The sequence below is a fragment of the Nocardioides sp. CF8 genome (assembly GCF_000389985.1).
Lineage (GTDB): Bacteria > Actinomycetota > Actinomycetes > Propionibacteriales > Nocardioidaceae > Nocardioides > Nocardioides allogilvus.
On record NZ_CM001852.1, the window covers coordinates 1,777,046 to 1,790,259 of the forward strand.

The window sequence follows — 13,214 nt, forward strand, 5'->3', positions numbered from 1 at the left end:
TCCGAGAAGGAACACAACGTAGCAGCGTGTTCTCCAGCGAGACGATGATCAGAAGCAGGCTCCTGCCGCGAAGCGGACACCAGGGCGCCCGTCGCTAGGCTGCGTCGTGTGACGATCGAACCTCTGCGCGTTTCCTTCCGGCGTCATCTCCGAGAGGAAGCGCTCAAGGCGGCCTATGACCTGGTGGTCGAGGGTGGCTGGGACCAGTTCCGGATGGCGGAGGTGGCCGCGCGGATCGGAGTTTCGCGGCCGATGCTCTACAAGGAGTTCGGTGACAAGCAAGGTCTGGGCGACGCCTTGGTCGTTCGCGAGGCGGAGCGTTTCATGAGGGGGATCCAGGCTGTCCTCGACGCCCATTCCGGACAGGCTGGCGCGGCAATCACCGAAGCGGTCCGATACGCCTTGGATGAGGCGGCCTCGAGCCCGCTGTTGAAGGCGGTCCTTACGGCCTCACGAAACGACCGCGATGTTCCTGTCGGCACGGGCGTGCTCCCGCTGCTGTCCACCTCGACATCCCTGCACGACTTTGTCTCTGAGCAAATCGAGGCATGGTTGCTGGAGCACTTCCCCGAGCTGGATCGAGCTGACGTCGTGGATGCGGTGGATGCGACGGTCAGACTGACCGTCAGCCACCTGGTGCTCCCGGCCGCCGACAGTGTCGAGACCGGTAGGCGAATCTCCATGGTGGCGTTGAGGTACCTCGCGCTCGACCCGTGACGAATTACTTTCTAGTGTCACATTGTTGACAACAACAGCCATGGTGTAAACGATGGGTCAACCCTCCCGACCCCTTCGGAGTAACCCATGACATCGAGTGGCCCGCCGATCACCTTCGACCCGATCGCTATCTCGGACGTGCCACGCCGGCTCGGGGACCTCAAGGCAAGCGGCGGCCCGTTGGTAGTGCGCAGCCCCGCCTCGGGGGAGGTCATAGGGCAGGTGACGGCGTCCACGGCCGCCGACGTCGTGGGTGTGGTTCGTGGCCTGCGCCAGTCGCAAACCACGTGGGAGTCAGATGGTCTCGAGGCCCGCATCGGCCACGTGCTGAGGCTTCGAGACTGGCTCCTGGCGAATGCGCACACGCTCACTAAGCTGGTGCAGGACGAGACCGGCAAGCCCTGGCAGGAAGCCTCCATCGAGGTTCCTCTGTCTTGTGACTTCATCAACTACTACTGCCGCAACGCGAAGTCCTTCCTGGCGGGCAGCCACCCCAGGCCGCACAGTCTGCTCACGGCGTCCAAGCGACTGTCGATCGTGCATCGGCCCTACCCGGTCGTGGGTGTCATCAGCGCCTGGAACTTTCCGTTCGTGCTGCCGCTCATGGACTGCCTCCCAGCGCTGCTCGCCGGCGCCTCGGTGGTGGTCAAGCCCTCCGAGGTGACCCCCCTCGCCCTTGGCGAGGTCGTGCGCGCCTGGACCCAGGAGATCAAGGCGCCTCCGGTCTTTGCCTGCGCCCAGGGCGCAGGCGAAGTAGGCGCTGCGGTCGTCGACCACGTCGACTACGTGCAGTTCACGGGCTCGACTCGCTCCGGCCGGGCCGTCGCGATCAGGGCCGCCGAGCGACTCATTCCCTGCAGCCTCGAACTCGGCGGGAAGGACGCTGCGATCGTGCTCGCCGACGCTGATCTCGACCGGGCGGTGAACGGTGTGATGTGGGGTGCCTTTGCGAACGCGGGCCAGGTGTGTCTCTCGATCGAGCGTGTCTATGTCGAGGCGCCGATCTACGAGGCGTTCGTGGACAAGCTGGCCGAGCGGGTGCGCTCGTTGCGGGTCGGACCCGACGACCAGCGCTACCAGGCAGACGTCGGCGCCCTCGCCACCCAGGCGCAGATGGAGATCGTGCGCCGTCAGGTCGACGAGGCAGTGGCCCAAGGGGCTCGTGCGGTCACCGGCGGGCACCCGGTCGGCGCGGGCACGTTCTTCGAGCCGACCGTCCTGGTCGACGTGGACCAGTCGATGGCCTGCATGCGGGAGGAGACCTTCGGCCCGACCCTGCCCGTCATGAAGGTGCGCGACGTCGACGAGGCCGTCACGCTGGCCAACGACTCGCCGTACGGACTCTCCGCGACCGTGTGGACCACGAGCCGCAAGCGTGCCGAAGAGGTTGCCCACCGGCTCGAGGTGGGCGCCGTCAATGTCAACGATGCCTTCTCGAACTTCCTGTGTTTCCCGCTGCCCCACGCGGGATGGAAGTCCTCGGGGATCGGTTCCCGGATGGGTGGAGCGCAGGGCATCTTGAAGTACTGCCGGCCCCAGGTGATGACGACACCGCGTCTGAGCCTGCGCCGCGAGCTCACCTGGTACCCCTACTCGGCCCGAGTCGGACGCCCGCTCCTGGCCGCCATGCGCCTACTCGCCTCACGGGGCCCACGGGCGCCACGTCCTTGACCAGCGCATTCACTCCGGGAAAAGAGGAACCCCCATGACAGCTCACTCACTCCGCGACCGCGTCGTGATCATTACCGGCGGCGCCCGAGGCATCGGCTTCGCCACCGCACGGCGGCTCATCGGGCTTGGCGCCAAGGTCGCCATCGGTGACATCGACGAGACACGCCTGCTCGCAGCGGCCGACGAGCTCGGGATCGAGGTCGCTGGCCGGCTGGATGTGACGGACGCGGAGTCGTTCCGCGCGTTCTACGCGATGGTGACCGACCGGCTGGGGGCACCGTATGCGCTGATCAACAACGCCGGCATCATGCCGATCGGGCCGACGCTCGAGGAGCCAGAGGATGTGGCGCGGCGCATGGTCGACATCAACCTCCACGGCGTCATCACCGGGACGAAGATCGCCCTGGACTCGATGCTTCCTCGCAGAAGCGGACACATCATCAACATCGCGTCCATGGCGGGCGAGGCGTTCGTCCCAGGAGCTGCCACCTACTGCGCGACCAAAGCGGCAGTGATCGGCTTCACCGAAGCGGTTCGCCTCGAGCATCGCACCAGCGGAGTCCGCGTCTCCTTGGTGCTCCCCACGTTCACCAACACCGAACTGGTCACCGGAACCACCGGCCCGCGAGGGTTCCGCAACGCCGAGCCCGAGGAGATCGCCGACGCGATCGCCGAGCTGCTGCACAAGCCACGCGCTCGTGCCTACGTCACGAAGGTGATGGGCCGCGTGCTCGCGGCGCAACGAGTCGTTCCGCGGCCGGTGTCCGAAGGCCTCTCCCGCTTCCTCGGCGGAGAAGAGATGTTCCTCACCGGAGTCGACTCCGCACAGCGCCGTGCCTACGAAGAACGGGCCCGGAAGTCCTGAACACCCCTCACCGACGCCCCAAAGAAAGGTCGCCATGACCTCGCTACTCACCGCCCCTCGCCAGAAGCTTCGCAGTCGCTACTCGTCGGTGTTGTTGCTCCCGGCGCCCCGGGTGGTCGATGAGGCGCTGCTCGGCCTCAGCCGCCGTTGGCCGATCCGGCCCTTGGCCATGCCCCCTGTCGGGAGCAATCTGAAGCCGGTCCTCGGGGATGCCGGGCTGCCGTTCCTGGGCCACACGCTCGACTACATCCGGTTCGGCGCCGACCTGGGTCGTGACCGCTACGAACGACTGGGTCCGGTCTCCTGGATGGGGGCGTTCGGCATGAAGATGGTCGTCATCGCGGGCCCCTCGGCGACGCAGGCCGCCCTGGCCAACACCGCCAAGGCGTTCTCCCAGGATGGCTGGACCTTTCTGATCGACAAGTTCTTCCATCGCGGCCTGATGCTGATGAGTTTCGATGAGCACCTCATGCACCGTCGCATCATGCAGGAGGCCTTCACGCGGGACCGCCTTGCCGGCTATGTGGGCCAGGTGGTGCCAAGAGCAAGGGACGGAATCAACTCCTGGGCAACAGACAGACCGGTGCGGCTCTATCCGTTGTTGAAGGAGCTCACCCTCGACATCGCCACCGAAGTGTTCATGGGGGGCCGTGGCGGTGAGGACACCCACGCCATCAACCGGGCCTTCGTGTCGACAGTGCGCGCGGCCAGTTCCATCGTTCGGGTCCCGATCCCCGGCACCCGCTTCCGGGCGGGCGTTCAGGGCCGCAAGGTGCTCGAGGACTACTTCGTCAAGCATCTGCCGGGGACGCGTGCCAGCGGCGGGAACGACCTCTTCGCCGGCCTGTGCCATGCCACGACGGCAGAGGGGGACAGCTTCTCCGACGAGGACGTCGTCAACCACATGATCTTCTTGATGATGGCCGCCCACGACACCTCGACCATCACCACGGCCGCCGTGGCCTACTACCTGGCCAAGCACCCTGAGTGGCAAGAGCGCGCGCGCACCGAGTCCCTTGCATTGGGGGACGCCCCCGTGGACATCGGGGCCCTGGAGGGCCTGACCGCCCTTGACCTGATCGTCAAGGAAGCCCTGCGGCTCGCTGCGCCGGTCCCCCTGGTGATGCGCAAGGCTGTCAAGGACACCGAGATCGAAGGGCACTACATCCCCCAGGGGTCGCTCGTCGCAGTCGCGCCCGCCTTGAACCACTTCGACCCGGCGTGCTGGTCAGATCCCGACATTTTCGATCCAGACCGGTTCGGGCCCGGGCGCGAGGAGGACAAGTCTCATCGAAATGCGTGGCTCCCCTTCGGCGGCGGCGTCCACAAGTGCATCGGTCTGCACTTCGGGACCCTGGAGGTGAAGGCGATTCTCCACCAGATGCTGCTCACCTACCGTTGGACGGTGCCCGATGACTACGAAGTCAGATGGGACAACACCTCGCTCCCGGTACCCGTGGACGGCCTGCCCATCCAGTTCCACCCGCTCTCGAGGTGACCGGACGCCGGAGTGGGTGAAGACCGGGCGTTCAGCCCAAGTCGTCGAGTGCGGTCTCGGAGGTGATGCTGAGTCCCTCGCGTGCGAGCGTGCAACACAGGACTTGCCAGATGGCGTCGGCCAGAAACTTGCCCAGCTGAGTGCTTGACACCGCCGCGTCCGGGTTGCTCACCCAGCGGTTGACGCTGCCGTCGACAAGACCGATCAGGCCGAAGGCCAGGGGCTCGGCAACGGAGGGGTCGGCCCCGGAATCACGAAGTGTGTCATTCATGAATTCCGCGAGCTGGGCCGCGATGGCGGTCTTGGTGCCGGTGACGACTCGAGAACCGGTCGTGCGTCGGCTGGCCGATCCACTGCCGAGGAACTGGTGCAGGCGAGGGAACTCCATGACCCAGCCCAAGTAGGTCTGCACCGCCCCGTTGACCCACTCCTGCAGTGTGCCCCGAGGGGTCAACGCGGGAGACAGCTCAGTCATCAGTCGCTCGACGATCCGTGCCCGGATCTGTTCGTCGAGGTCCTCGCGATCGCGGAAGATGCGGTAGACCACCGATCGAGGAAGCCCGGCGCGGGCGGCGATGTGCTGCACCCCGACCTGCGCACCCTCATCGCTGACGGCCTCGATCGCGGCATCGAGAATGAGCTCCCGACGCTCGGCCTTGTGCCCATCCCAGCGGGTCGCGCGACCATCCGGCTCGACCACCACGGACACCTCACGTTGACCTGCCACCCCACGACTCTACCGGCCAGAACTCTTGACTGGACAGGTTGTCCCACTTACCTTAGTGCGACAACGTGTCCAATCAATCGTGGACGACCAGTCGGAGGCGTGCAATGAGTGGCAAGGTGTTCGTTGTCGGTGTGGGCATGACCAAGTTCGAGAAGCCGGGCGCCCGCGAGTGGGATTACCCCGACATGGCGCGCGAAGCCGGCACCAAGGCGCTCCAGGACGCGGGAATCGACTACGGCCAGGTGCAACAGGCCTACGTCGGCTATGTGTACGGCGAGTCCACCTCGGGCCAGCGTGCGGTCTACGAGCTCGGCATGAGCGGCATTCCCATCGTCAACGTGAACAACAACTGCTCAACCGGCTCGACGGCTCTCTACCTCGGCGCGCAGGCCATCCGGGGGCGAACAGCGGACTGTGTTCTGGCGCTCGGGTTCGAAAAGATGCTGCCCGGTTCGCTGGGCTCGGTCTACGACGACCGTGAGCAACCGATGATGAGACATCTGCTCGCCCTGGCCGAACTCCACGAGTTCGCCATGCCCCCGGCGCCGTACATGTTCGGCGCGGCCGGTGCCGAGCACATGGAGCGCTACGGAACCACCGCTGAGCAGTTCGCGAAGATCGGTGTGAAGAACCACCGCCACTCGGTGAACAACCCCTACGCCCAGTTCCAGAGCGAGTACTCCCTGGAGGAGGTGATGTCCGCGCGGGCGATCTATGGGCCGCTCACCAAGCTGCAGTGCTCCCCGACCTCCGACGGCGCCGGCGCGGCGATCCTGGCCAGTGAGAGCTTCGTGGACAGGCACGGACTAGCGCATCAGGCCGTGGAACTGGTCGGTCAGACCATGGTCACCGATCTGACCAGCACCTTCGAGGACAAGAGCGCGATCACTCTGGTCGGCTCCGACATGACCCGCACTGCGGCCGCCATCGTCTATGAGCAGGCCGGGATCGGTCCCGACGACGTCGACGTGATCGAGCTGCACGACTGCTTCTCCACCAACGAGCTCCTCACCTACGAAGCGCTTGGGCTGTGTGCCGAGGGTGAAGGCGGCAAGCTCATCGACAACGACGAGACCACCTACGGCGGTCGCTGGGTGGTCAACCCCTCCGGAGGTCTCATTTCCAAGGGCCACCCGCTGGGCGCCACCGGTCTGGCGCAGTGTGCCGAGCTCACCTGGCAGCTGCGGGGCACCGCCGACGAGCGTCAGGTCCACGGAGCGCGGGTCGCGCTCCAGCACAACATCGGTCTCGGCGGAGCGGTGGTCGTCTCGGCCTACCGGCCTGCTGAACGCTGATCCACATCCGCCATTCGAAACCCTTCCAACACAACCCATAGGAGCACCCCTCATGGCATCGGTATCCGTCTCCGCAGAACTCCCCGTCGAGCCCGAAAAGACCTGGGCAGCGCTGTCCGACCTGGCCCGGTGGGAGGACTGGCTGACCATCCACCAGGCATGGAAGAGCGAACTGCCCACCCAGATCGAGGTCGGCACCCAGTTCACCGAGGTCGTCTCCGTGATGGACATGGCCAACAAGATCGAATGGACCGTCACCGCGGTCGACGCACCCAACCACCTGACGATCGCAGGCCAGGGCATGGCCGGGGTCGCCGTCGAGTTCACCCTTTCGGTCCAACCCGAAGGCACCGGCTCGAAGGGCACCTTCGATGCCTCCTTCACCGGCGCGATGATCGTCGGCCCCATCGGCAAGGCCGTGGCCAAGAGGGCCCAGGCCGACCTCGAAGCGTCCTTGGTGAAGTTCGCCGAACTCGTCGGCTGAGAGCCGGCGGCAAGGACACCGGCATGGACACAGGCAACGTCGAGTTCGAGACCTCGGGCCTGGGCGTCTGGACCGACGAGCAGAGGTTCGAGGTCACCGCTGAACGGATCGCCGACTTCGCAGCGGCCACCAACGACCCGATCACTCGACACCGCGCGGGCGAGATCGCCCCGCCCGTCTTCGCCGTCGTGCCAGTGTTCATGTCACTCGCGCCAGCGGCACTCTCGGTGGCCCCCGTGGAACTGCTCATGAAGCTCGTCCACGGTGAGCAGGACTTCCACTTCCACCGCCCGATCCGCCCCGGCGACACCCTGGTGGCCCGGGCCAGGCCCACGGGCTTCGCAAGCTTGCCCGGCGGCTCGACGGTCACGGTGTACGCCGAGACCCGGACCGACCAGGGAGAACTCGTGAACGAGCAATGGATGACCGCCTTCTTCCGCGGCGTCGATGCCGGCGCCACGGAGGGCGACCACGCGCCCACGCACAAGCTCGACCCCGCCCTGCGCGCAACGCCACCGGCCACCGAGATCCTCCAGCACATCGACAAGGACCAGACCTTCCGGTACTCACCCGCCTCCGGGGATCCCATGCCGATCCACCTCGATGACGAGATCGCACAGATGGCAGGCCTGCCGGGCATCATCAACCACGGCCTGTGCACCATGGCCTTCACCTCCTGGGCGGTGCTCACCGAGCACGCAGACGGTGAGGTGGAGCGATTGCGGCGACTGGCCGTGCGGTTCTCCAAACCGGTGCTTCCCGACCAGGACATTCGCACCCGCATCTGGACGGTGGGCCCGCAGCCCAGCGAATCAGCCGCCCCGGCGACGTACGCCTTCGAGACCGCGGTGGACGACGACGTCGTCATCCGCGACGGTCTCGCCGTCATCGACCACGGCTGATGCCCACCGGCATCGCTCCCCCACACTGTGCGACGGATCAAGGAGACGAACGTGGGAACCCTGGAAGGACGCGTCGCCGTCATCACCGGCGCCGGACGTGGGATCGGACGCGAGCACGCCCTGCTTTTCGCCCGCGAAGGGGCCAGCCTGGTCGTCAACGACCTGGGTTCGGCCAACGACGGCAGCGGATCCGACGCCACGCCCGCCCAACAGGTCGTTGCCGAGATCTCCGCGGCGGGAGGGAACGCGGTGGCGAACCACGACGACGTCGCCTCCTGGGACGGTGCTGCCGCCCTGGTCGACCAAGCCGTTGACGAATTCGGCCGGCTCGACGTGCTGGTGAACAACGCGGGCATCCTGCGCGACGCCTTTCTCGCCAGCATGGACGAGACCCAGTGGGACGCGGTGATCGCCGTCCACCTCAAGGGACATGCGGCTCCGCTGCGCCACGCCGCGGCGTACTGGAAGGCACGAACAAGGGCAGGGGAGCCCGTCAACGGCTCGGTGATCAACACCTCGTCGGCCTCGGGCACGTTCATGCCCAACGCCGGACAGGCCAACTACGGCGCCGCGAAGGCCGGCATCGCAGCCCTCACCCTCGTGGCCGCCGAAGAGCTCGAACGTTTCGGGGTGCGCGTCAACGCGATCGCCCCGATCGCCCGAACCCGCCTGACCCTGGCCACCCCCGGCATGGGTGCCCTCTTCGCCGCGGAAGTTCCCGAGGGCGACTTCGACGCCTTCGACCCCGCCAACATCTCCCCACTCGTGGCCCACCTCGCCTCAGCAGACTGCCCGATCACCGGAAAAGTCTTCTCGGTGCAGGGAGGCGGCATCTCCGAGCTGGCCGGCTGGCACGACATTCGAACCATCGAGAGCGACGGACCCTGGACCATCGCCGACCTCAGCAACCGACTCGCGTGAGAAGAGGACCCACCATGACCCGACCTTCCTACGAACTCGGCCTCGGGCTGAGCGAGGAGCACACTGCACTGGCCGACTCCGTCCGTGCCTTCGTGGAGCGGACCATCACCTCGCAGGCGATCCGCACGCACCTCGAGGCCGGCTCCGCGGCCACGGACCCCGACTTCTGGTCGGCACTGGTCGACCAGGACCTGCTCGGGCTGCACATTCCCGAGGAGATGGGAGGCTCCGGCGGGGGACTGCTGACGCTGGCTGTCGCACTCGAAGCCTTGGGGCGGTCGGTTGCCCCCGGCCCCTTCGTGTCGACCGTGCTCGCGTCCGCCCTGCTGGCCGCTGATGACTCCAAGATCGGCATCGAGCTGTTGCCGCGCCTGATCGACGGATCGCACACCGCCGCAGTCGCCCTGGGGGACCCGTTGGTCGCCGAGCCGGACGGCACCGGAACCCTCACCGTCACCGGCGTCACGCATGGCGTCCTCGGCGCGCTGCATGCCGACGAGATCCTGGTGCCCATCGAAATGGGCGGCGGCATGCGGTGGGCTGTCATCGAGGCCGCCGACCTGGTCGTCACCAGTCAGGACAGCGTCGACATCCTGCGTGGGTCCGCCCGGATCGAGGCCGCGGGAGTGACCGTGCCGGCCGACCGGGTCCTGGAGCACCTCGACGGGACGCGGGTCCGTTCGATCGCCACGGTCGTCCTGGGGGCGGAGGCGCTCGGGGTGATGTCGTGGTGCGTCTCCACCGCGGCGGAGTACGCCAAACTCCGTGTCCAGTTCGGCCGGCCGATAGGCCAGTTCCAAGGTATCAAGCACAAGTGTGCCCACATGGGCATCGCTCTGGAGCAGTCCCGTGCCGTCTTGTGGGACGCGGCCAGCGCGTTGGACAAGGGCGACGAGACCGCCGACTTCGCCGCCGAGATGGCCGCCGTCATCGTGCCGGACGCCGCCGTCCAGTGTGCCCAGGACTGCATCCAGGTCCATGGCGCCATCGGCTTTACCTGGGAGCACGACGCACACCTCTACTACCGCCGCTCACTCGCGATCCGCGGGTTGTTCGGCACCCGAGACGAGCGAGCAAACCGCGTCGCCGACCAGGCTCTCGCTGGCGTGACGCGGTCCCTCGAGCTTGAACTGCCCCCCGAGGCAGAGGAGATCCGGGCACGCGTGCGCAAAGACCTCGCCCCCATTGCGGGGCTCGAGGAGGACGACCAGCTCATCCGGCTCGGCGACGACGGCTGGGTACAGCCACACCTCCCGCCACCGTTCGGCAGGGGTTCCACACCGCTGGAGCAGATCGTCATCGCCCAGGAGGTCAAGAGCGCCGGGATCGCCCTCCCACAGTTGCTCATGGGCGGCTGGGCGGTCCAGGCGATCGTGGCACACGGAACCGAGGCGCAGAAGCGGGAGCTCGCCGCCCCGACGTTGCGCGGCGAACTGGTGTGGTGTCAGCTGTTCAGCGAGCCGGGTGCAGGCTCCGACCTTGCTTCCATCTCGACGCGGGCAGAGAAAGTGGACGGGGGGTGGAGAGTCAACGGGCAGAAGGTCTGGACCACGGTGGCGCAGTTCGCCGAGTGGGCCATGCTGATCGCGCGCACGAACCCGAGTAAACCCAAGCACGACGGAATCACGTACTTCGTCCTGGACATGACCACGGCCGGCGTGACCACGCGGCCGCTGCGCGAGATCACCGGGATGGCGCTGTTCAACGAGGTGTACCTGGACGACGTGTTCATCCCCGACGAGCACGTCGTCGGAGCCGTCGACGGCGGCTGGGATGTAGCCCGGACGACGCTCGCCGGCGAACGGGTCGCTTTGAGTCAGAAGATGGACGCCTACGCGACCGACAGTGATCTGCTCTCGTTCGCGTCCGGGCGGGAGCTGAGTCCGGTCGCCCGCTACCAGCTCGGGGAACTGATCGCCGAAAGCCGGGCCGTCGATCTGCTCGGCTCGCGTGTCATCCTCAAGCAGTTGTCCGGTGCGGACGTCAGCACCACCTCCAGTGTGTGCAAGTTGCTGGCGATGCGCATGGGCCAGCAGATCTCCGAGTACGTCGTCGCGACCCTCGGCCCGGCCGGCACGGTGAGTATCACCGGCCAGCCCGGTGACAAGGCGATGGACCAACTCCTCGCCGGTCGCGCCACCACGATCTACGGTGGCACCACGGAGGTGCAGTTGAACGTGATCGGCGAGCGCATGCTCGGGCTGCCGCGCGATGCGGCGCCGGCCAGCAGCTCGTGACCGCCGCCGGCCCATTGAGCGGGATTCGGGTCATCGAGATCGCCAGTCTCGCGCCGGCGCCGTTCGCATGCATGGTGCTGGCCGACCTCGGCGCCGACGTGATCCGCGTCGAACGGTGCGGAAGCGATGGAGGCGGGGCACTGGCGGTCCCTTCCGGTGTCCTCGACCGGGGCCAACGCTCCGTGGCCGTCAACCTCAAGGACCCGGCCGGTGTCGAAGCGGTGCTGCGGCTGGTGGAGACTGCCGACGTACTGGTCGAAGGCTTTCGCCCCGGCGTGGCTGAGCGCCTCGGTGTCGGCCCCGCGGAGTGTGCCGAGCGGAATCCGGGGGTGGTCTACGGCCGGATGACCGGTTTTGGCCAGGACGGTCCGCTCGCACACTCCGCGGGGCACGACATCAACTACATCGCGTTGGCCGGGGCGTTGGAGCCCATTGGACGACCGGGTGAGAGACCGATACCCCCACTCAACCTGCTCGGCGACTTCGCTGGCGGCGGATTCCTGTTGGTAATCGGCATCCTGGCCGCCTTGCAGGAGCGCCAGTCTTCAGGCAAGGGCCAGGTCGTCGACGCGGCAATGGTTGATGGCGCGGCGCTGCTGACCTCGTTCGTCCACGCCCTGCACGCGTCAGGCCTGTGGATGGAGGGTCGCGGCACCAACGTGCTTGATGGTGGTGCGGCCTTCTACGACACCTACGAATGCGCCGATGGCCGGTACGTCGCTGTGGGTTGCGTCGAGCCGCAGTTCTACGCCGTGCTCCTGGAGCGTCTCGGGCTCTCAGAGAACGACTTGCCCCAGCAGTACGACCTCGACGCAGCCGCCGAGTTGAAGGCCGCTCTGGGTGCGGTGTTCCAGACCCGGAGCCGCGACGACTGGGCTGACCACTTCAACGGCTCAGATGCCTGCGTCTCCCCGGTGCTGTCGCCCTGGGAAGCCCACCGGAACGCGCACAACGCATCTCGCGGAACCTTCGTCGAGATCGACGGCGTACCGCAGCCCGCCCCGGCCCCTCGCTTTAGCCGGACCCAACCCCCCACTCCCCAGATGGCGCCGAGGGTAGGAGAGCACACGGATGTGCTGTTGGCCGAAGTCGGTTACTCGCCGGAACAGATTACGGCACTGCACGACCGGGGTGCGGTGGACTGATTCAGTCAGGGCGCACCGCGCGTGCGCCCTTCAACTCCAGGCCTTCCAGGCGCTCATCCTGGAGGTGCAGTCCGTCGAGCACCAGCTGCCCGAGCCGGCGGGCGATGACGTGGGCCGGGTCGGTCGGGAGGACGATGTGACTCACCGCGAGGCGGACCACGTTGTCGACCACTGCTGCCACCCGCTCGGGGTCCAGGTGCGGGTAGTGCTCGTCGGCATAACCGCGCAGAGCAGCAGAGGCTGCGTGCAGGACAGGTTCGCTGTGGGTGGTGAGCAGGGGGAGGAGACTGTCGTCCCCGCCCCGTGCACTCGTCAGCACGGTGTGCAGCAGCGGGTCCTCGGCGGCTCGGTGCAGGGTGTACTCCACCGCCACGCTCACTGCCTCACCGAGCTTGCCCGGATTGCGTCGCAGACAGTCGGCGACACCGTTCAGGAACCGCTCGGTCTCCCGCATGATGAGCGCCTGACCGAGGGCGTCCCGGGTGCCGAACTCGGCGTGCAGGGTCTGCCGGCTGACGCCTACCTCTGCGGCGACGACGTTCATCCGGACACGGTGCCAGCCAGAGGTCACCGTGATCTCCTGCGTCGCGTCCAGGAAGGCCTCGCGCAACTGCTGGCGCGCATGAGCGCGGATTTCGGTCGCGGTGGTCACTGACTCAGTCTCGCACAATTTCGCGCCCCGGTCGACAAAACGAGCGGAGTGTCATTGCGGCATGACATAACAGGCCAATTGACTTTCGGCTTGACACAAG

The 13,214-nt window shown here is 67.0% G+C and carries 12 protein-coding genes; 10 read left to right on the forward strand and 2 right to left on the reverse strand.

The window, feature by feature from the left end:
- The first annotated feature begins 108 nt into the window (after positions 1–108).
- The 4 genes from CF8_RS08660 to CF8_RS08675 all read left to right on the forward strand — a co-directional run bounded on the left by CF8_RS08660 (position 109) and on the right by CF8_RS08675 (position 4,751).
- Positions 109–717 carry a TetR/AcrR family transcriptional regulator gene (locus CF8_RS08660; protein ID WP_010832747.1) on the forward strand — a complete coding sequence of 203 codons (609 nt, stop codon included), beginning with the start codon at positions 109–111 and terminating at the stop codon, positions 715–717.
- An 87-nt stretch (positions 718–804) separates the two neighbouring features.
- The gene (locus CF8_RS08665; RefSeq protein ID WP_084622832.1) at positions 805–2,388 is read left to right on the forward strand and encodes an aldehyde dehydrogenase family protein; all 1,584 of its coding nucleotides are present in this window, start codon (positions 805–807) and stop codon (positions 2,386–2,388) included.
- A 34-nt stretch (positions 2,389–2,422) separates the two neighbouring features.
- Positions 2,423–3,253: an SDR family oxidoreductase gene (locus CF8_RS08670; protein ID WP_010832749.1), complete on the forward strand. Its 831-nt coding sequence runs from the start codon at positions 2,423–2,425 to the stop codon at positions 3,251–3,253.
- Between the two features lie 34 nt (positions 3,254–3,287).
- Positions 3,288–4,751: a cytochrome P450 gene (locus CF8_RS08675; RefSeq protein ID WP_036490599.1), complete on the forward strand. Its 1,464-nt coding sequence runs from the start codon at positions 3,288–3,290 to the stop codon at positions 4,749–4,751.
- Positions 4,752–4,782: 31 nt separating this feature from the next.
- Here the strand turns inward: CF8_RS08675 and CF8_RS08680 are convergent, their stop codons facing one another.
- Positions 4,783–5,454, reverse strand: a complete 672-nt coding sequence (locus tag CF8_RS08680; RefSeq protein ID WP_198016982.1) for a TetR/AcrR family transcriptional regulator — start codon at positions 5,452–5,454, stop codon at positions 4,783–4,785.
- A gap of 128 nt (positions 5,455–5,582) precedes the next feature.
- On the opposite strand from CF8_RS08680, the gene CF8_RS08685 reads away from it, so the two are divergent.
- Genes CF8_RS08685 through CF8_RS08710 form a run of 6 tightly spaced genes read left to right on the forward strand, consistent with a single transcriptional unit; the run spans position 5,583 to position 12,462 of the window.
- The gene (locus CF8_RS08685) at positions 5,583–6,773 is read left to right on the forward strand and encodes a lipid-transfer protein (protein ID WP_010832752.1); all 1,191 of its coding nucleotides are present in this window, start codon (positions 5,583–5,585) and stop codon (positions 6,771–6,773) included.
- A gap of 52 nt (positions 6,774–6,825) precedes the next feature.
- On the forward strand, positions 6,826–7,257 hold the full coding sequence (locus CF8_RS08690; protein ID WP_010832753.1) for a type II toxin-antitoxin system Rv0910 family toxin: 432 nt from the start codon (positions 6,826–6,828) through the stop codon (positions 7,255–7,257).
- Between the two features lie 23 nt (positions 7,258–7,280).
- Positions 7,281–8,159, forward strand: a complete 879-nt coding sequence (locus CF8_RS08695) for a MaoC/PaaZ C-terminal domain-containing protein (protein ID WP_010832754.1) — start codon at positions 7,281–7,283, stop codon at positions 8,157–8,159.
- A gap of 51 nt (positions 8,160–8,210) precedes the next feature.
- Positions 8,211–9,080, forward strand: a complete 870-nt coding sequence (locus tag CF8_RS08700; protein WP_036490601.1) for an SDR family oxidoreductase — start codon at positions 8,211–8,213, stop codon at positions 9,078–9,080.
- Between the two features lie 14 nt (positions 9,081–9,094).
- Complete coding sequence (locus CF8_RS08705; protein WP_010832756.1) at positions 9,095–11,317, forward strand: acyl-CoA dehydrogenase; 2,223 nt, start codon at positions 9,095–9,097, stop codon at positions 11,315–11,317.
- Positions 11,314–12,462 carry a CaiB/BaiF CoA transferase family protein gene (locus CF8_RS08710; RefSeq protein WP_036490603.1) on the forward strand — a complete coding sequence of 383 codons (1,149 nt, stop codon included), beginning with the start codon at positions 11,314–11,316 and terminating at the stop codon, positions 12,460–12,462. The genes CF8_RS08705 and CF8_RS08710 overlap by 4 nt, the downstream gene beginning before the upstream one ends.
- Position 12,463: 1 nt before the next feature.
- Here CF8_RS08710 and CF8_RS08715 read toward each other — a convergent pair whose 3' ends face one another.
- The gene (locus tag CF8_RS08715) at positions 12,464–13,114 is read right to left on the reverse strand and encodes a TetR/AcrR family transcriptional regulator (RefSeq protein ID WP_010832758.1); all 651 of its coding nucleotides are present in this window, start codon (positions 13,112–13,114) and stop codon (positions 12,464–12,466) included.
- Positions 13,115–13,214 lie beyond the last annotated feature (100 nt).